Source organism: Hespellia stercorisuis DSM 15480, from assembly GCF_900142165.1.
Taxonomy (GTDB): domain Bacteria; phylum Bacillota; class Clostridia; order Lachnospirales; family Lachnospiraceae; genus Hespellia; species Hespellia stercorisuis.
This window is the reverse complement of sequence record NZ_FQZY01000071.1, coordinates 1-19,862: the sequence shown is the minus strand read 5'-3', so window position 1 is coordinate 19,862 and position 19,862 is coordinate 1. Positions and strand designations below refer to the sequence as shown.

The 19,862-nt window shown below is 47.8% G+C and carries 17 protein-coding genes, 2 pseudogenes and 1 riboswitch; of the genes and pseudogenes, 16 read left to right on the top strand and 3 right to left on the bottom strand.

The genetic code is table 11. From position 1 onward, the window contains the following. The 4 genes and pseudogenes from BUB85_RS21890 to BUB85_RS17310 form a co-directional block, all read left to right on the top strand. Positions 1-180 (top strand): annotated as a pseudogene (locus BUB85_RS21890) (transposase); the annotation flags it as partial. A gap of 474 nt (positions 181-654) precedes the next feature. Continuing rightward, positions 655-2,907, top strand: a complete 2,253-nt coding sequence (locus BUB85_RS17320) for a glycogen/starch/alpha-glucan phosphorylase (protein WP_073112810.1) — start codon at positions 655-657, stop codon at positions 2,905-2,907. 189 nt (positions 2,908-3,096) lie between these two features. Continuing rightward, complete coding sequence (locus tag BUB85_RS17315) at positions 3,097-3,774, top strand: MgtC/SapB family protein (RefSeq protein WP_073112808.1); 678 nt, start codon at positions 3,097-3,099, stop codon at positions 3,772-3,774. 10 nt (positions 3,775-3,784) lie between these two features. Continuing rightward, on the top strand, positions 3,785-4,051 hold the full coding sequence (locus BUB85_RS17310) for a hypothetical protein (RefSeq protein WP_073112806.1): 267 nt from the start codon (positions 3,785-3,787) through the stop codon (positions 4,049-4,051). A gap of 227 nt (positions 4,052-4,278) precedes the next feature. On the opposite strand, the gene BUB85_RS17305 is transcribed toward BUB85_RS17310, so the two are convergent. After that, positions 4,279-4,590: a YbjQ family protein gene (locus BUB85_RS17305; RefSeq protein WP_073112804.1), complete on the bottom strand. Its 312-nt coding sequence runs from the start codon at positions 4,588-4,590 to the stop codon at positions 4,279-4,281. Further along, positions 4,571-4,810 carry a hypothetical protein gene (locus BUB85_RS17300; RefSeq protein ID WP_073112802.1) on the bottom strand — a complete coding sequence of 80 codons (240 nt, stop codon included), beginning with the start codon at positions 4,808-4,810 and terminating at the stop codon, positions 4,571-4,573. The genes BUB85_RS17305 and BUB85_RS17300 overlap by 20 nt, the downstream gene beginning before the upstream one ends. Positions 4,811-5,065: 255 nt before the next feature. Here BUB85_RS17300 and tnpA point away from each other — a divergent pair, with 255 nt between their 5' ends. The 3 genes from tnpA (at position 5,066) to BUB85_RS17285 (ending at position 9,447) form a co-directional block, all read left to right on the top strand. Continuing rightward, a complete protein-coding gene (gene tnpA, locus BUB85_RS17295) occupies positions 5,066-5,488 on the top strand; it encodes an IS200/IS605 family transposase (RefSeq protein ID WP_073112812.1) in 423 nt (140 codons plus the stop codon). Continuing rightward, a complete protein-coding gene (tnpB, locus tag BUB85_RS17290; RefSeq protein WP_073112800.1) occupies positions 5,488-6,585 on the top strand; it encodes an IS200/IS605 family element RNA-guided endonuclease TnpB in 1,098 nt (365 codons plus the stop codon). The genes tnpA and tnpB overlap by 1 nt, the downstream gene beginning before the upstream one ends. Before the next feature lie 297 nt (positions 6,586-6,882). Then, positions 6,883-9,447, top strand: coding sequence for a PEP/pyruvate-binding domain-containing protein (locus BUB85_RS17285; RefSeq protein ID WP_073112798.1), 2,565 nt, complete (start codon positions 6,883-6,885; stop codon positions 9,445-9,447). Between the two features lie 7 nt (positions 9,448-9,454). On the opposite strand, the gene BUB85_RS17280 is transcribed toward BUB85_RS17285, so the two are convergent. After that, complete coding sequence (locus BUB85_RS17280; RefSeq protein ID WP_073112796.1) at positions 9,455-10,387, bottom strand: NTP transferase domain-containing protein; 933 nt, start codon at positions 10,385-10,387, stop codon at positions 9,455-9,457. A gap of 468 nt (positions 10,388-10,855) precedes the next feature. Here BUB85_RS17280 and yqeB point away from each other — a divergent pair, with 468 nt between their 5' ends. From yqeB to BUB85_RS22670, 9 genes and pseudogenes are all read left to right on the top strand, one after another. Continuing rightward, a complete protein-coding gene (yqeB, locus tag BUB85_RS17275; RefSeq protein WP_084534101.1) occupies positions 10,856-12,022 on the top strand; it encodes a selenium-dependent molybdenum cofactor biosynthesis protein YqeB in 1,167 nt (388 codons plus the stop codon). A 17-nt stretch (positions 12,023-12,039) separates the two neighbouring features. Beyond that, on the top strand, positions 12,040-13,065 hold the full coding sequence (locus BUB85_RS17270; protein WP_073112794.1) for a molybdopterin-binding protein: 1,026 nt from the start codon (positions 12,040-12,042) through the stop codon (positions 13,063-13,065). Beyond that, a pseudogene (moaC, locus tag BUB85_RS17265) lies at positions 13,065-13,532 on the top strand (cyclic pyranopterin monophosphate synthase MoaC); the annotation flags it as partial. The gene BUB85_RS17270 and the pseudogene moaC, both read left to right, overlap by 1 nt. Before the next feature lie 225 nt (positions 13,533-13,757). After that, on the top strand, positions 13,758-14,804 hold the full coding sequence (locus tag BUB85_RS17260; protein WP_073112792.1) for an XdhC family protein: 1,047 nt from the start codon (positions 13,758-13,760) through the stop codon (positions 14,802-14,804). Positions 14,805-14,942: 138 nt separating this feature from the next. After that, positions 14,943-15,860 carry a molybdate ABC transporter substrate-binding protein gene (gene modA, locus BUB85_RS17255; protein WP_073112790.1) on the top strand — a complete coding sequence of 306 codons (918 nt, stop codon included), beginning with the start codon at positions 14,943-14,945 and terminating at the stop codon, positions 15,858-15,860. A 116-nt stretch (positions 15,861-15,976) separates the two neighbouring features. Further along, entirely contained in the window at positions 15,977-16,681 is a 705-nt protein-coding gene (gene modB, locus BUB85_RS17250; RefSeq protein WP_073112788.1) for a molybdate ABC transporter permease subunit, read from the top strand. 19 nt (positions 16,682-16,700) lie between these two features. Continuing rightward, positions 16,701-17,786, top strand: a complete 1,086-nt coding sequence (locus tag BUB85_RS17245) for a sulfate/molybdate ABC transporter ATP-binding protein (RefSeq protein ID WP_073112786.1) — start codon at positions 16,701-16,703, stop codon at positions 17,784-17,786. A gap of 164 nt (positions 17,787-17,950) precedes the next feature. Then, positions 17,951-18,047: riboswitch (purine riboswitch) on the top strand. Between the two features lie 152 nt (positions 18,048-18,199). Then, positions 18,200-19,480, top strand: coding sequence for an amidohydrolase family protein (locus BUB85_RS17240; protein WP_073112784.1), 1,281 nt, complete (start codon positions 18,200-18,202; stop codon positions 19,478-19,480). A 262-nt stretch (positions 19,481-19,742) separates the two neighbouring features. Continuing rightward, positions 19,743-19,862: transposase (locus tag BUB85_RS22670; RefSeq protein WP_200803591.1), on the top strand; the 120-nt coding region annotated here is incomplete at its 3' end.

Here is a 19,862-nt window from a genome sequence, read left to right as displayed (position 1 = left end):
GGTGTAGAAACTGTTCCAGCTGCATTGCGCTCGAGACACCATATCGATAAAATGCCAGTGCGTGGATTACTAAAATGCCGTTTACTGTTTGGGATTAAAATAGCTGCAATGAATGTAAGAAAGCTGGTCAAATATATGACCGGTTTGGATTCCTGCACCTTGAATACAGTAAATGCATAAAATCAGGTATGAAATGATCATGCTGTAGCACTAAACATACTTCAAAATCAAGCAAATGTATGCTTGAAGATAATATATTAAATTTTCAAGGAACAATATAGCAAAGAGACTGTGTTATTATGTCTCATTTGTCGCTTAACTCATAGTATGATGCCAGGGTAAAAAGGTCATGCGTTTCGTGCTTGCACGAAAAAGCATGAATTTGGGACCCGCAAAACATGAGAAAGTAGCCCGATTAGGGCGGATTTCGAATGTTTTTAGGATTATGCCAGCACGAAGTGCGGAATAATCCGTAGGTATCAAGGGTCGAAATACCTTTTGACCTTTACATGATAGTATTGTACTATAAATAGAGAATATTATGCAAGAAAAATAAACGATATGATTGTATAATGCACAGTATCAGAGAAAATATTTACAGAGATCAGATATAAAAGGAAACAATAAATAAGCTTAAGAAAGGATATAGTGATTATGAATCTGGAAAACAAATTAGTTCAGACCTTGGGAAAAGAAGTAAAAGAGGCGGGCAATCAGGAATTATACGCAGCACTGCTTGCCATCTCGCAGGATCAGGCGGACAGCCGCAGACAGCCGGAGGGAAAGAAGAAGATTTATTACATTTCCGCAGAATTTCTAATCGGAAAGTTGTTATCGAACAATATGATTAATCTGGGGATTTATGATGAAGTCCGGGAGATTCTGAAGAAAAACGGGAAGGATATCTGTGAGGTCGAGGAAGTGGAGGTTGAGCCGTCCCTCGGAAACGGCGGTCTGGGACGTCTTGCAGCATGTTTTCTGGATTCCATCGCAACGCTCGGAATGACCGGCGCGGGAATCGGATTAAACTATCATCTGGGACTATTTAAGCAGGTATTCGAGAAGGGGCTTCAGGAGGAGACTCCGAATCCGTGGATCGGGACACCGGGGTGGCTCCGGAAAACAGCGGTTTCCTACCCGGTACAGTTCAGAGGATTTGAGCTGCAGTCTTCTATGTATGAAATCTCCATCACCGGATACGAAGGACGCACCAACAAACTGCAGCTTTTTGATATTGATACTGTGGATGAGCGTATCGTGCACAACGGAATTGATTTTGATAAAGAGAACATCGAGAAGAATCTGACCCTGTTCCTCTATCCGGATGACAGTGACGATAAGGGCAGACTGCTCCGCATTTACCAGCAGTACTTTATGGTGAGCAATGCGGCACAGCTGATTCTGGAGGAATGTGAGGCGAAGGGCAGCAATCTGTATGATCTGTACGACTATGCGGCGATTCAGATCAATGATACCCACCCGACCATGGTGATCCCGGAACTGATTCGTCTGCTGGTGAACCGCGGCATGGAGATGGATGACGCCATTGCGGTGGTTTCAAAGACCTGTGCGTACACGAACCACACGATTCTTGCGGAGGCACTGGAGACCTGGCCAATCTCTTACCTGAAGCAGGTGGTTCCACATCTGGTTCCAATCATCGAGGTGCTGGATGACAAGGTGAGAAGAAAATTCACGGACGAGAGCGTCTACATTATCGATCGAAATGACAATGTTCACATGGCACATATCGATATCCACTATGGATTCAGTGTAAATGGTGTGGCTGCGCTTCATACAGAAATTCTGAAGGACACGGAGCTGAACAATTTCTATCGCCTGTATCCGGAGAAGTTTAACAACAAGACAAACGGAATTACCTTCCGCAGATGGCTCTTGCACTGCAATCCGGAACTGACAGCACAGATCAGCCAATGGATCGGAAATGGTTTCAAGAAAGATGCAATGCTTCTCGAGAAGCTGGAAAAACTGGAAACCGATGAGAAAGCACTGAACCGGGTGTTGGAAATCAAGAAAGACAATAAAAAGCAGCTTGCCAGATATCTGAAGGAGACCCAGGGAATCTGTCTCAATGAGAATTCCATTTTCGATATTCAGGTAAAGAGACTGCATGAATACAAGAGACAGCAGATGAATGCGCTCTATGTCATTTACAAATATCAGCAGATCAAGGCGGGTATCCTGCCGGATACACCGATCACGGTAATCTTCGGTGCAAAGGCGGCTTCGGCTTACACGGTGGCAAAGGAGATCATTCACCTGATCCTCTGCCTGCAGGAGATCGTGAACAAGGATCCGGAGGTGAGCCCGTATCTGAACGTGGTGATGGTGGAAAACTACAATGTAACATTGGCAGAGAAACTGATTCCGGCCTGTGATGTGTCTGAGCAGATCTCACTTGCATCCAAAGAAGCCAGCGGAACCGGTAACATGAAATTCATGCTGAACGGTGCAATCACATTGGGGACCGATGACGGGGCCAATGTGGAGATCCACGAGCTGGTCGGCGACGACAACATTTACGTGTTCGGCGCATCCAGTGAAGAGGTCATCGCCCATTATAAGAAACGGGATTATGTATCAAAGGATTATTACGAGAAGAACGAGGATCTGAAAGAGGCAGTGGACTTTATCACTGGCGATGAGATGCTCAGAGTGGGGAATAAAGAGTGTCTGACGCATGTAAAAAATGAACTGCTGAACAAAGACTGGTTCATGACTTTCCTTGATTTTGAGGATTATGTGGAGAAGAAAGAGCAGGCATTCAAGGATTACGCAGATCGGAAAAAATGGGCGAAGAAGATGCTCTGCAACATCAGCAAAGCGGGATTCTTCTCATCCGACAGAACCATCGGGGAGTATAACAGAGATATCTGGAAACTATAGTCATCTTAAGGGACAGGTTGAAAGGCAATTGGGGACGTAGTAAAGTTGCAACTTTACTACGTCCCCAATTGCCTTTCAACCTGTCCCTTTTTCTTGCATAATCGCAAGGAAATCGCAAGGCTTTGGCCATGGGATTTCCTTTGTGATTCTTTTATACTGTATAGGAACTCACAGAAAGGAGTGAAAAAAATGGGATATAACGAATACATTTGCCGTATTTTGATGTCGCTGTTACTTGGTTTTTTCATCGGACTGGAACGGCAGCTGACGGGGCACCAGGCGGGCATCCGCATCAATGTGCTGATCTGCCTGGGAACCAGCTTTTTCACCTTGTTTCCTATGCTTTACGGGTCAACGGAGATCTTCAGGATGGCCAGCAGCATCATTACCGGAGTGGGATTTCTGTGCAGCGGCGTTATTTTTAAGGATGGCCCCACGGTACGAGGTATCAACACAGCGGCAACGCTGTGGTGTACGGCGGCCATCGGTGTACTGGCCAGTACGGGAAAATATGCGTTTTCTGCATCTGCTACCGCTGTTTTAATCCTGTCTAATTTACTGCTGCGTCCGCTGGCCGTCCACATCCACCCGGTATTTGAGCGGGAGGAAGAGGAAAAACGCTATCGCATTTCCATCACTTGCATGGAAACTGCGGAAATGGAAGTGCGTACAACACTGATAAACGGCAGTACCTGCAAAACAATGTGCCTGCAAAATCTGGAAAGTGGGGACATTGTCGGAGAAAAAGTGGAAATTTTTGCAGATTATGTTTTTTATGGTAAGGTAAAAAACGCAGCACTGGAAAGCATCGTGCGAAAAATTTCCGAAAATACAGCTGTAGTCGGGGCAGGCTGGGAAGTTTTATAGGGAGGTGGCCATGAAAAATAATTGGTTACAAATCACCATAAAGATTTACAAAATCTGGTCTGCTGTGCTATTTGTGTTTTTTCTCGTGAGTGCCGAGAACAGGTGTCATACATTTTATCTATGGCAGCTGTCCACCGCTCTGATCATTTTGTTTTTACTTGTCGATATTACAATCCTGTTTCACAAAAAACGTAAGTTGCTGAAGATGGGCAGAGCAATCAAATTACTGGAGCAACGATTGGACGATCAGTGCAATTTAGGAAAAGAGAGGAAATGACCGTTTCCCAACAACTTAGCGGATCTCCGACTTGGAACTGATCTATATCTCTTGTGCCTCGTCCTGCGCCCGCTCGAAAGCGTGCTCATGTTCCTTCTGCCACTCCGGTGAATTGTTTTGGAAAAACGGGCGGGAAATAGGAGGGACACAAGAGGGACATAGCAAAATAGCAATTGGGGACGTAGTAAAGCTGCAACTTTACTACGTCCCCAATTGTTCAATTGCTATTATTTGAATTTTACAGCGGTTCCATAAGCCATTACTTCTGCGGCCCCCTGCATGACAGCGGCGGATGCATACCGGATATTGACCACGGCATCTGCGCCGAGTGATTCCGCTTCAGCGACCATGCGCTTGGTTGCGAGGGCTCTGGCGTCGTTCATCATCTCGGTGTAAGCCTTGAGCTCTCCGCCGACCAGAGTTTTAAAACCCTGGGTAATGTCTTTGCCGACATTCTTGGACTGGATGGTACTTCCCTTCACCAGCCCTAACATTTCTAATTCTTTTCCTGCGATGTAATCAGTATTTACTAAGATCATCTTCTTCTCCGCTCCTTATCTCTTTGACGCGCTCAACCGCGACTTTGATGGTCACACCAGACAGTGCCAGACAGAGAAGCCCACCGCCGATTTTCACTGCTGCAGATGGGACCAGCAGGGTGATGAGCAGTGCATAGATAAGAAAATAAATGATGAGCAAAATGGTGACGATAATCGGTGCAATCATCTTTTTTCTGTGATCGTGCTTCGGATCATTCATAGGCATTCTCCTTGTGAGGTGGTTCCATGTTTGGGTTACTGTTCCTAATCTTTATTGTATCACGCGGGAGCAGGAATTAGTAGTAGAAAATGGGATAGAGGGGGGATCTGGATACAATCGTTATTATCCAATGTGTCGTAAAACCCCTTTCTTCAGCTATGGGGATATAAGACATTTCCATCGAATTTACGTAAGTAATTGAAGATGGAACAAACTATACTTGTAGTAGATTTTGTATTACAGTATAATACATATATGGATATTACATATAAATCAAATAACAATGTAGTCTATTCTTGCAAATACCATGTTGTATGGTGTCCTAAGTATAGACGGAAAATCTTAACAAATGGTATAGGTACCCGATTAAAGGAACTTCTTTTTGTGTATGCTGTAAATATTTCTGTAGATATCATGGAAATGGAAATCATGCCAGACCATGTATACATACTCATGGAGGTAGACCCTCAGTTTGGTATTCACAAAGCAGGAAAATCATTAAAAGGATATACTTCAAAAGTTTTGAGAAGCGAATATCCCTCATTGAAAACAAGAATGCCATCACTATGGACAAATAGCTATTTTGTATCAACTGTTGGTGGTGCGCCACTTGATGTAATTAAACAGTATATTGAAAATCAGAAAACATCGCAAAGGCAAAAGGACAAGTTGGGTTAATGAGAAAAGGAATTAAATTTAGAATCTATCCAAACAGAGAACAGCAAAATATCATGAATCAGACTTTAGGTTGTTGCAGACTGATCTACAACAAGGGTCTTGCTATGCGTAATGAAGCCTATCAGAATGGCAATAAAATTGGCTATTCACAGACTTCTGCAATGCTGACAGCATTAAAAAAGCATGATGATTTTTCATTTCTTAAAACGGTAGATTCTATTGCTTTGCAACAATCCTTGCGTGATCTTGACAGAGGTTTTGTAAATTTCTTTCAAAAACGTGCAAGACATCCACAGTTTAAGAGTAAACATAATCGCCATCAATCCTACAGAACAATAAATCAAGGTGATAATATCCGGATTGCCTCGAAATATATTAAACTGCCTAAGTTGGGATATGTCAAAGTTCGCCAGTCTATGGAAGTAGGTAAAATCAATAATGTAACCATTGAACATACACCTACAGGTAAATATTTTGCAGTTTTAAATGTGGAATTTGAACCACAGCCGATGATTCGTCAAGGTGGTACGATTGGTATTGACGTGGGCATTAAAGAATTTTACTCAGATAGCAATGGTAATCATGTACCGAATCCTAAATATCTTGAAAAATCAATGCGTAAGCTCATACGTGAACAGCGTAAATTGTCATGCAAACAAAAGGGTTCAAAAAATTGCAATAAACAGCGTATAAAAGTTGCTTTAGTCCATGAAAAGATTACTAATCAGAGAAAAGATTTTTTACAAAAACAATCCACTATGCTGATTCGTGAAAACCAAACTATCTGCATAGAAGATTTAAAAGTAAAAAATATGATGCGTAATCATAAATTGGCACAGCATATAAGTTCTGCATCGTGGTCTAAGTTCTTTGATATGTTGTCCTACAAATCTGTTTGGTATGGAAATAACATTGTAAAAGTGCCTACAATGTATCCAAGTAGCCAAACGTGTTCTTGCTGTGGATTTAAAAATCCACTGATAAAGAATCTTGCAATCCGTAATTGGGAGTGTCCTGAGTGTCAAACAAAGCATGATAGAGATACCAATGCAAGTATCAATATATTGAATAAAGGACTGCAAATGCAGTCTGCATAGATATACATAACTGCACCGTAGGGCATACGGAAACAGTATAATCTAGCTTGTGGACACTGTGTAAGACGTTGCAATACCGTATGGTATAAGCCAATGCAGTAGTGGCAGAAACAAGAATCCCCTTGCTTTAGCTGTGGGGAGTGTCAAAATAACAATAGCTATGAAAGAAAAAACATGATAGAATAAATATGAATAGAACAGTGAGAACTCAAGGGCGAGTGCTTTGTATAAGCGCGCGCCCTTTTTCGCCTACCTGTGACATAGGACGCACAGCAGGTGCTGAAAAGGGGGAATCTTATGGCAGCTTTTGAAAAGATTTGTTCAGGAATTACAGGGCTGGATCACGCCCTGGATCACATCCGGATGGGGGACAATGTGGTCTGGAGAGTCACAGAACTGGAGGAGTTTGCGTTTGTGGTGAAGCCGTTTGCAAGACAGGCGATTGCGGACGGACGACAGCTGATCTACATCCGGTTTGCGGAGCACGCCCCGTTCTTGGAGCCGCAGGAAGGCCTGCAGATATACCAGTTGCACCCGCAGGAAGGCTTTGAAGAGTTTACGGTAAAGGTGCGCGAAATCATCACCCGGGCAGGGCGGGACGCGTTCTATGTGTTTGACTGTCTGTCGGAGCTGCAGGAGGCGTGGTCGACGGATCTGATGATGGGAAACTTCTTCTGTGTGACCTGCCCCTATCTGTTTATCCTGGATACAGTGGCATATTTCCCGGTGAAGAGAGGAATGCACTCTTTTGATGCTCTGAACCGTATTCGCCAGACAACACAGCTCCTGCTTGATGTGTACCGGAGCAGTGATGCGTTCTACATACAGCCGCTTAAAGTCTGGAACCGCTATTGCGGAACCATGTTTCAGCCTCACCAGTATGAGCCGGACAGCGAAGAATTTCAGCCGCTTCTGGACGGGCTGAGTCTCAGCCGGTTCTATGCGGCGGTGGATGAAAAAGAGTCGGAGGAGGATCAGAATCTGGATCACTGGGACCGTTATTTCTCACTGATCAAATTAAAGTTTGCACACGGGGAATTGGAGCGGCAGGAGTATCGGAAAATCTGTTCCATCATGATGACGCGCAACGGAGAAATGGCACGGTTGATCGAAGAACATTTCTCACCGCGGGATTATTTTTTGGTCAGAAACCGGATGATCGGAACCGGGATGATCGGTGGAAAGGCCTGCGGAATGCTTCTAGCACGCAAGATGGTGCACCGTCATCTCCCGGAGCTGGCCGGAAAACTGGAGCCTCACGATTCCTACTATGTGGGGTCAGACGTGTTCTACACGTATATTGTGGCCAATGACTGTTGGAAACTTCGCGTGGAGCAACGGAAGGAGCGGGATGAATTTCAAGTTTCGGCAGAATTTGGAAAAAGGCTCAGGGAAGGGGAATTTCCAGCCAACATCAGAGAACAGTTCCGGCGCATGCTGGATTATTTCGGGCAGAGTCCCATTATCGTGCGCTCCAGCAGTCTGCTTGAGGACGGATTTGGCAACGCATTTGCAGGGAAATACGAATCCGTATTCTGCGTGAATGCGGGGGAGATGGAGGACCGTCTGGAAAAATTTGAGGAGGCGGTGAAGACGGTCTACGCCAGCACCATGGATCCTTCCGCACTGGAGTACCGCAGAAACAGAAATCTGCTGGAGTGCGACGAGCAGATGGCGCTTCTGGTGCAGCGGGTCTCCGGCTCGCGGTACGACTCGTTTCTGATGCCGGCGGCAGCGGGGGTCGGCTATTCCTATAATGCATACAAATGGCTACGGGATATGGATCCTGAGGCGGGGATGCTGCGCCTGGTCCTGGGACTTGGCACCCGGGCGGTGGATCGGACGACCGGGGACTACCCGCGGATCGTCAGTCTCGACAGACCGCATGCACAGCTGTGGCCGACGGTGGCCGCAAGGCACCGCTATTCCCAGCACCAGGTGGACGTTCTGGATATGGAAAAAAATGAACTGTGTACCATCCCGCTGGAGCAGGCAATCGCCCAGGCTCCCGTCTGGCAGAAACGGATGCTTCTCAGCCATGACACCGAGGCAGAAGAACGGTTATGGCAGCAGGGAAACCGGAGAGAAGTGTTGTTTGGTGATTGTCAGGGGCTGGTCGACAAAGCAGAATTTCTGGATATGATGCGCCGGATCCTGGCCATGCTGCAGGAACAGTATCAGTATCCGGTGGACATAGAGTTCGCCATCAATGTGGCACAGGACGGTAATTTTGTGGTAAATCTCCTCCAGTGCCGCCCGCTGCAGGTGGATTCGGAAAAGTCGGTGGAGATGCCGGAGAAAAAAGAGGGAAGAGTCTTGTTTGAGCTGACAGACACCGCCATGGGACAGTCGAGAAAAGAAAAAGTGGATCTGGTGGTCCTGGTTGACCCGCAAAAATACTACGATTTTCCATATGCCAGAAAGTATGAGCCGGTCAACATTATCGGTAAAATTAACCAGAGATATGGAGGGCAGGGAAAAAATATGATGCTCATCGTCCCGGGGCGGATCGGTACCTCGTCGCCGGAACTTGGCATTCCGGTGGTGTATGCGGATATCAGCCGGTTCCGCGCAGTATGCGAGGTCTCCTACAGTGCGGCAGGATATATGCCGGAGCTTTCCTACGGCAGCCACATGTTTCAGGATCTGGTGGAGGCCCATATCTTTTATGGAGCCATTTTCGAGGATGAACGGACGAAAGAATATCATCCACAGATGCTGGCGTCGTATAAGATGGAAGAATACCTGGATGGGATGATAGAAGTTTACGATGTGTCGGAGACGGGGACGATACTGTATTTTGATATGATGAAAGGGCGTGCGTTGTGTCAGACGGAGATGGAGGACGGTTTCCATCTCTAAGAAGAAATCACAGATCCGGAAAATCTTTTCGGAACTGTTCAGAGGCATACCGCTTTACTTTTTCTTCGTATGCCAGATAAGCGTCCAAAAACTGCCGCCCCTTCGCCGTCAGCTCGGTTTGCCCTCCATGACTGCCGCCGTGTCTGCGCTGGACCACCGGAAAACCGAGTGCGGCCTCCATCTGGTTGATCATATCCCACGCTTTGCTTTTGGATACTGCCATATACTTGCAGGCCGACTGGACGGAGTGGGTTTCCAGAACAAGCTGCAGGAGCAGCTTGGCCCGGCTGTTGAAAAAAAGCTGATCCCGCTCGATGTTGATCGTGACGAAAGGATGCAGCAGCTGCTGGTTATGCCCGGCAATGACAGGATCCAGGCGTTCGTAATGATCTGCGGTCAGGAAGATGCCCTTGTCGTTTGACTCCAGATGCTTCTTTCCGGGAAGATCCCGGGCGATATATTCCTGCGGGGTGAGACAGTGCTGCTCCGCCAGCATATCGGAAACAGTTTTCTGCGATAACAGGACCGGAAAGCCGTCTTTTTTACGAAAAGTGGGAATGATGATTTCTCCGGTCTCCTTTTTCATACTCCGAAGGGTGCCCGGAAGAAAGACCGGGATATCCGCGGATGTGAAAAACAGCCGGCTGCATTTCTCGGCGAGAAACGCCAGGCCGAGCTTCGCCTGCTCCATGGGGGTCGTGTGCTCATAGTTTTCATCACGGATAAAAATTACACCGTAGTTAGCCAGATGCTGCTCAATCTCCAGTGCCTGGCGTCCCGTGATGACAACGATGGGAGAGATATCGGCCTGCTGGAAGATCAGGATGATCCGCCGGATGACGGAGATGGAGCCTAATTGGGTGAGAGGGGATATCTGATGCTGGTTCTGGATGGTATTTGTGGCGGTAATGACCGCGCCGGTTCGTAGATTATTGTTCAATGTCAGGCACCTCCGATACTGTGGGACTGAAAACGTGGATTTTATCAGTAAAGCGGACACGTACCATCCGCACTGAGATATGGCCTCCGGCGGATTGCAGAGCCGCTCAAAGCAATTATGCTAGAGTATAATTGAATTGTATTTAAGTATGACATATCTGCAGCAGGAAATCTATAGGTATGGGGCAAGTTCTTTTGAAAAAGTACTTGAAGAGATAAGAGCAGATGCTCTATACTGAATATACGAATTTGAACATCTGTAAGCATTCCCCCACTTCAAGTGCGTAGAGCACTAAGTGGTGGGTAAGGTGGATGCTTGTTTCAGCAGCGGATTAAAAGCCCCTGCTGAAAGGCAACGTAGCTGCAGGATGTTCATGAGCAAGTAGCAGAGCGGATTGCGAATGTCCGCTTTACATAAGATTATAAGGAATCAAATCACAGAAATGAAATAGGAAAAGCAGGTAATAATATGAAAGAGAAGATAACGCTCCGAATCTTGTCTGATGGCGGGGAAAAGTTCTTTGGAAAAGGTGTTGCACAGCTTCTCCACTACGTTGATGCAGAGGGGTCGCTCAATATGGCGGCCAAGCGGATGAATCTTTCCTACAGCAAGGCCTGGAACATGCTGAACAAGGCGGAAGAGGAATTGGGATTTCACTTCGTGGAGCGGACCAGCGGTGGAAAGAACGGCGGCGGTTCGGTGCTGACAGCAGAGGGAAGAAGATTCGTAGATCAGTTTGATACATTTCAGGAAGATGTCGAGAAGACAGTGAAGGACTTATTTGTACAGTCTTTTTTATTTGACAATCGTTATTCTTTTGAAAATATAACGAATCATAACAGGCTGGTCGTGGTGCGCGGAGGCGGGGATATTGCAACGGGAACAATCCACCGTCTGCACAGATGCGGATACCGGGTGCTGATACTGGAGTGCGAAAAACCGACGGCAATTCGGAGAAAGGTTTCTTTCTGCGAGGCGGTTTATGACGACACAGCAGAGGTTGAAGCTGTCACCTGCCGCAGAGCCGCAGATTTGGAAGCATGTGAAGCTATTTGGCAGCAGGGAGAAATTCCGCTGTTGGTGGATGCAGGCGGTGACGTTTTGCGCAAACTGCAGCCGTCAGCAGTGATCGATGCGATCCTCGCCAAGAAAAATCTCGGGACAAACCGGAGCATGGCACCGCTCACGATTGCTCTGGGACCGGGATTTGAAGCCGGGAAGGATGTGGACTACGTGGTCGAGACCATGCGTGGTCATAAGCTGGGGCGCATTATCGAAGCGGGATACGCCATGGCCAACACCGGAATCCCCGGAGACATCAAGGGGTATGGAAGAGAGCGTGTGATACACGCTCCTGTGACGGGAATCATTCGGAATGTCGCTGAGATCAGTGATATGGTAGAAAAAGACCAGACGCTGGCATATATCGGGGACACCCCGGTGAGAGCAACCTTGACTGGGGTGCTGCGGGGAATCATCCGGGATGGATTTGAAGTGAAGCAGGGATTAAAAATCGCAGATATTGATCCCCGAGGAAGTGAGCAGGGGAACTGCTTTACCATATCTGACAAAGCAAGATGTATTGCCGGAGGTGTGCTGGAAATCCTGCTGCGCAGCCCGGGGGCAGGAAAATAAGAAAAGGAGACTGGAAAATGCAATTAATAAAAGCGCAAGATGCCGTAGGCAGCGTGCTGTGTCATGATGTGACGCAGATCATCAAAGGTGTTACAAAGGACGCGGTGTTTCGTAAGGGGCATATCATCCGTGAGGAGGATGTGCCGGTGCTGCTGTCTATTGGCAAAGAGAATCTCTATGTGTGGGAGGAGCAGGAAGGTATGCTCCACGAGAATGAGGGAGCAGAAGTTCTGCGGGAAATCTGTCAGGGGACGAATATGCACCCATCTGAGGTAAAGGAAGGGAAAATTGAATTGATCGCAGACTGCGATGGGATTCTGAAAATAGACGTGGAAAAACTGAACCGGATCAATGCGCTGGGAGAGATCATCATCGCCAGCCGACATGGGAATTTTCCGGTGAAGAAGGGAGACAAGCTAGTGGGAACCAGAGTCATTCCGCTGGTCATTGCAAAAGAGAAGATGGAGCGGGCCAGAGAAGTGGCAGGCGCAGAACCGCTGTTTCATATTTTACCTTTTCAAAAAAGGAAAGCAGCTATCGTGACGACGGGAAGTGAAGTGTATTATGGAAGGATCAAGGATGCGTTTACACCGGTTGTCCGGGAAAAGCTGGAGGAATATGACGTTGAGATTCTGGGTGAGACCCTGTGTAATGATGATTCGGATATGGTGACTGCCGCAATCCGCGACTGGCTTGACAAAGGGGCGGAGCTGATCATCTGTACAGGCGGAATGAGTGTGGACCCGGATGACCGGACGCCTCTCTCAATCAGAAATGCATCGACAGAGGTCATCACCTACGGAGCACCGGTGCTTCCGGGAGCCATGTTTATGCTGGCCTATCATGGAGCAGTTCCAGTCATGGGACTTCCAGGGTGCGTGATGTATGCGAAACGTACCATATTTGATCTGGTTTTGCCTCGTGTTCTTGCAGGAGAACGGCTGAAGCAGACGGACTTTACAGGGCTCGGACAGGGGGGACTCTGCCTGTCATGCCCACAGTGTACATTTCCAAATTGTGGATTCGGGAAGGGAGCAGTGTAATGGAATTAAATCATTTTGACCATCAGGGCAATGCCGTGATGGTAGATGTATCGGAGAAAGAGAATACCAGCAGAGAGGCTGTGGCGGAGGGCTTCATTCATGTGAACAGTGAGGTGTACCGTGCAATCGCAAATGGTGCGGTGAAAAAAGGTGATGTGCTGACGGTGGCACAGGTGGCTGGAATTATGGGGACGAAAAAGACGGCGGAGCTGATTCCCATGTGCCACCTGCTGAACCTGACCAACGCGAAGGTGACTTTTGAGATGCTTGAGGAGTCACAGGAGATTCGGGCGGTCTGTCAGGTGAAGACGGAGGGGAAGACCGGAGTGGAGATGGAGGCACTGACCGGAGTCAGTGTGGCACTGCTCACGATCTATGACATGTGTAAGGCGTTGGACAAGACCATGGAGATCCGCGACATTCATGTCTGCACGAAGAGCGGCGGGAAGAGCGGAGATTTTGTGAATCCGCAGCTGAATATACAGGCGGGGGGACAGGTGGATATACAGCCGGATCTAAAGCTGGATCTGCCGTTGGCGGATAAGAGACAGAAGAAGGCAGCAGTCTCTCCGAGCCCGCGAGAGGAAGAGCCAGGTCTTCAGATCTGGGCGGATGAGGGAACTCCCCGGTGGTAAAGGAAAAGGGAAGACTTGACATCAGTGTAACAGTGCGGGAGAGCAGGGGGAACAAAGATGCAGAGTAAAACAGATTACAGTGAGTTGTACAGAAAAATAAAAGAGCGGGATCCCTACAGCACCCATGTACTGCTGACTGTGGTAAATGGGCCGTCGTCCGGTGAGAAAATCTATCTGACACAGGGGAAGATCGACTGGAGCCAGACTCCGGGAGGATTTCTGGAGCAGCACCTGGAGCAGCTGCGCGATGTGCGGGCGACCGGTGAGATCCGGGTGGAAGAACAGGATGTATTTGCAGAGTGTATCGGAAGTGAAAAGGAACTTGTCATCTGTGGAGGCGGTCACGTTTCGGTACCGATTGTGCAGATGGGACAGATGCTTGGATTTCGGGTGACTGTGATCGAGGACAGACCGAAGTTTGCAGATAACATTCGAAGACTCGGGGAAATAAATATAGCATGCAATTCATTTGACCATGCGCTCGAAGACATAGAGGGAAATGAAAATACGTTCTTCGTCATCGTGACAAGAGGGCACCGCTATGATCAGCTCTGCCTGAGAAAGATTATTCAGAAGCCGAATGCTTATATTGGAATGATCGGAAGCAGGAAACGGGTGGCCATGGTGAAGGAGATTCTGGAAGAGGAGGGAATCGACCGCGGGAAACTGGAACAGGTCTACACTCCCATTGGACTGAAGATTGGGGCGGAGACGCCGGAGGAGATTGCGGTGTCAGTGATGGCGGAGATCATTCAGGTGAAAAATCAGGTAAAGCGGTATTCACGTTATACGGATGCACTGCTGTCCCATCTGACAGAGGAAGAACAGCAGAGTGTTCCAAAGGTAATGGCGACGATCGTGTCCAGAAAAGGCTCAGCGCCGCGCGGAATCGGTACAAAGATGCTGGTGTTTGCCGCCGGGGAGACGGTCGACAGTATCGGAGGCGGATGTGCGGAGGCCAATGTGATCCAGAAAGCAAGGCTGATGCTGCGGGAAGAAACAGAAGCCGTACGGCTCTGCAGGGTGGATATGACCGGGAAGGATGCCGAGGAAGACGGTATGGTCTGCGGCGGAGTCATTGAAGTGCTGCTGGAGAAAATGTGAGACTGCCTGTGGGCAGATGAAAAAGTTAATTATAGAGCCTCAGGCTCATGATTATAAAAGTAACAATTCGGATCAGCGTAGTTATTTTCCGGATATTTCTGATAATTCGGAGAATCAGACAGAAGGAGGAAATGTAACATGAAAAAAAGAATTTTAGCAATTGTGATGACGGCGGCGATGGTGTTCGCCATGGCAGGCTGTGGCAGCAAAGCCGACAGCAAGACGGAGGGCAGTGCGGCAGCGGCAGAGAGTACTGACACCACAGATACATCCAAATCTGATTCGGATGAGCTGGAGGCAACAGAAATCACAGTGTTTGCGGCGAAGAGCCTGAACACGGTGATGGAGGAATTGATTACGAAGTACAACGAAACCCAGCCGAACGTGACTGTTACGGGCAGCTATGACAGCTCCGGAACATTGCTCACGCAGATCCAGGAGGGGGCAGCGTGCGACGTATTTTTCTCAGCGGCACAGAAACAGATGGACACCCTCCAGAATGAGAACAAGCTGGTAGTGGACGGAACGAGACACAATGTAGTGAACAACCAGGTATGTGTGGTGACCCAGTCAGACAGCCAGACAAAAGTAACCGGTCTGGATACACTTAAGGATGCGGCGAATCTCGCAATTGCAGACGGCAGTGTTCCAGTTGGAAACTATACCAGAAAAGCATTTATCGCAACCGGAGTACTTCCGGAGACAGAGGACTCTTCTGCAATTACGACCCAGGAAATTTCAGACGCACTGGGTGGCGTGGAAATCAATGAGTGTGCCAATGTCGGTGCAGTGACTTCCGCAGTCAGCGAAGGTGCCAACGAAGTGGGAACAGTCTACAAATCCGATACATACGGATTTGAGGATAAGCTGAAGATCTTAGAAGAAGTAAGCTATGATCTCACAGGAGATGTCATTTACCCGGTCGCACAGATTGACAATAAAGATGCAGATGAGCTGGAGAAAAAAGCGGCAGAAGATTTTGTGAATTTCCTGATCTCGGATGATGCCAAAACGATCTTCGATAAATATTATTTTGACACGAACGTAACTGATTAAAAGGGACAGGTCAAAATAGCAATTGGGGACGTAGCAAAGTGTCACTTTGCTACGTCCCCAATTGACAAATTGACCTGTCCCCAATTGAACATCCACTTTACGAAGGAGATACAATTATGGAAGACCTGACAACTTTATTACAGTCGCTGGACTGGAGTCCGCTGTGGATCTCTCTTAAGACAGGAATTGTTGCAACCGTGTTTTCTTTTTTTCTGGGGATCTGGGCGGCGAGACGGGTGGTGAAGGCGGGACCGAAGGTGAAGGCTGTACTGGATGGCCTGCTGACACTTCCTATGGTTCTGCCGCCTACGGTTGCCGGTTTTTTTCTGTTGTTGATTTTCAGCACGAGGCGTCCGCTGGGCGCGATGCTGTATGATTCTTTCAGTATCAAAGTAGTACAAACCTGGCTGGGATGCATCCTCGCCGCGACGGTGATTTCATTTCCGTTGATGTACCGCAATGCCCGGGCGGCATTTGAGCAGATCGATGTGAATCTGATTTATGCGGGGCGGACACTGGGAATGTCAGAGAGCAGGATATTCTGGAAGGTCGTGATTCCAACTGCTGGACCGGGAGTGGCTTCCGGTACGATCCTGACATTTGCCAGGGCGCTCGGGGAGTACGGTGCGACGTCCATGCTTGCCGGAAATATTCCGGGCAAGACGGGGACGATCTCACAGAAGATTGCCATGGTCATCCAGGATGGAAATTATGCGACTGCAGGGATCTGGGTTGCGATCATCATGCTGATCGCCTTTGGCATTATTGTGCTGATGAATCTGGTATCCGGAAAGAAAATGAAGAATATCAAGCGGTGGTAGAGGAAAGGAAAAAGATATTATGCCATTGAAAATAAGATTAAAGAAACAATTTAATTCCTTTCTGCTCGACGTGAAAATCGAAAGTGAAAGCAGACGGATCGGAATCCTGGGGGCGTCGGGATGTGGAAAGAGTATGACGCTCCGCGGAATTGCCGGTGTGCAGGATGTGGATGAGGGATATATAGAAGTGAACGGAAAAGTTTTGCTGGATGCTGCAAAAAAAATCAATATCAAACCACAGAAGCGGCACATCGGATATTTGTTTCAGAATTATGCACTGTTCCCGACCATGAGTGTGGAGCAGAATGTAATGGCAGGACTCCATGGCGGAAAGGAAGAGAACCGGGCCAGAACGGCCGCGATGCTGGAAAAATTTCAGCTAAAGGGGCTGGAGAAGCGACTCCCGGGGGAACTGTCAGGAGGACAGCAGCAGCGGGTCGCGCTCGCCAGAATCATGGCATATCAGCCGGATATGATTCTGCTGGACGAGCCGTTCTCTGCGCTGGATGGATTCTTAAGTGACCGGCTGCAGCAGGAGCTGCTGGAAATGCTGGAGGACTACGAGGGGACGGTCATCCTGGTGTCCCACAACCGGGACGAAATCTACCGGTTCAGCGAGGAACTGTTGATCATGCAGGAGGGACAGATGATCTGCCAGGGGAAGACGAAAAAGATGTTTGCCGATCCACAGAAAAAAGCGGCGGCGAGACTGACCGGATGTAAAAATATTACAGGCGTCACTCTGCGGGACGAACATTCCTTTTGGATACCGGAATGGGGGATAACAGTCAAAAGCCAGACAGCCATTCCGACCCGGACGGACTGCATCGGCTATCGGGCGCACGAGTTTATACCGGTGTGGGGGGAGCGCGCGGAAAACTGCATTCCATTTCGATTAAAGAGCATGGCAGAACTTCCGTTTGAAAGAAAATATTTTTTGGATATCGGGAATGCGCCAGAGAATAAGACGCAGAGAGAAGAGGCAGGCAGTGAAGAAATCTGCTGGTTTGTACAGCGGGATCTGTGGCCGGAACTGGAAACCAGAGGACTGCCAGATTATCTGCAGATCGACATCGAAAAAATTCTGTATCTGACGGAAAATTAAACAGCATTTCAGGACAGCAGCCTGTTGACAGCAGGTGCTCTGCATGATAAAGTTAATTTGCAATATGTACGAAGGAAGAATCTGCCACAAGCGGGAGGAACCTTGGTGCCTGCGCAGATACTACGGACGAGGTTTGTTCTCAGGTATCTGTTCAATAAAAGAATAAAAATAATAATGAATACATCTGTATAGGTTCACAAAACGGGTGAACGTTTCTACCAGCTACCATTTTAGTTGACTATGGATGCCAGGCAAAGTGAAGTCTTTGTGGGCACATAGCGATTGGAGTGGTAGCTTTTGCTTAACAGAAGTCTTCAACTTTCCAGTCTGTAAGAGACGAAATTCTCTGCCTGACAAAAAATTGAGGACAGAAAAAGAAATTAAGAGGAAAAGTAAATTAAGAGGTGAAAAAAATGACAGATGCTAATTTTATTCTGAAAGGAAATATCTGCTACAGCAGAGACATTTCCCGGTTCCAAACGTACGAAAAAAGTTATATAATATGTGAAAGGGGAATTTCCAGAGGTGTGTTCGATGTAATTCCGGAACAATACAAGACGTTTCCGCTGTTTGACTGCGGGGAACAGCTGATCATTCCAGGATTTACGGATTTGCATGTACATGCACCGCAGTTTCCATTTCGGGGGCTGGGAATGGATATGGAACTGTTGGACTGGCTGAATACCAATACATTTCCGGAGGAGGCGCGATACGGGGATGAGGTTTATGCCAGGCAGATGTACGGGAAGTTCGTCAATGAACTGAAACGTGGCGGAACCACCAGAGCCTGCATTTTTGCGACGGTGCATATCCCGGCGACGAAGATTCTGATGGAGCTCATGGAAGAGAGCGGGCTGATCAGTTATGTGGGGAAGGTGAATATGGATCGAAATTCCCCGGATTATCTGCGGGAAGAAAGTGCGGAGTGTTCTGCGGAGGATACGCGGAAGTGGATTGAGGAGACAGGTGGACGCTACCGGTTCACAAAACCGATACTGACACCGCGTTTTACACCGTCCTGTACGGATGAGCTGATGCGCAGGCTGGGAGAGCTGCAAAAAGAATATCAGCTCCCGGTGCAGTCCCATCTCTCGGAAAATTATCAAGAAATAGACTGGGTGAAGGAGTTGTGCCCGGCCGCCGCGTTTTACGGAGATGCCTACGATATGTTCGGACTGTTTGGCAGGGGGCCGTGCACAATCATGGCTCACTGCGTACATTCCACCGAAGCGGAGCAGAAGCGCATGAAGGAAAATGGTGTGTTTATTGCCCACTGTCCGGAGTCAAATATGAATCTGGCATCCGGTGTGGCACCGGTGAAGAAATATCTGGCGGAGGGACAGCGAGTTGGGCTCGGCAGTGATGTGGCGGGAGGAAGTACAACCTCCATATTCCGCGCCATGAGCCTTGCCATCCAGGCATCGAAGCTTCGCTGGAGACTGAAGGATGAAACGGTGAATCCGCTGACTGCACAGGAAACTTTTTACATGGCAACCAGAGGCGGCGGGGAATTTTTCGGAAAGGTCGGAAGTCTGGAAACGGGATACGAGTTTGATGCGCTGGTGATCGACGACAGTGCGTGGGACATTCCGGGGCGGTATACGGTCGGTGAACGAGTGGAGCGGATGATCTATCTGGCGGATGAGCGGTGCATTCGAGCCAAGTATGTAGCCGGACGAAAATGCAGCGTATGACGGGAAGAGGGTGTTTGTCAGAACCGCGTTTGAAAACAATGCTGACGCATTCTCGTTACTTTAGTTGTGAGTTAGTCAGCATAAAATAATTAGGTGCCTTCCGGCACTTGAGGATTTTATTCATTTTACTTTATTTGTCTTAGAATTGCTGTTCATTCACAATCTTTCACGAACTGATTTCGAACTATTTTATGCAACACAAGGCAGAACATACATTCGAAAATATCTTGATTTATATGTTTACATATGGTATTATATGTATATGGAAAAAACATTTGATTTAAACAATATTTCAAAACTTACGTATGGTCGTGGGTATGTCTACTCCTTACAATACCATATTGTCTGGTGTACAAAATATCGTAAACAAATTCTTAAAGAT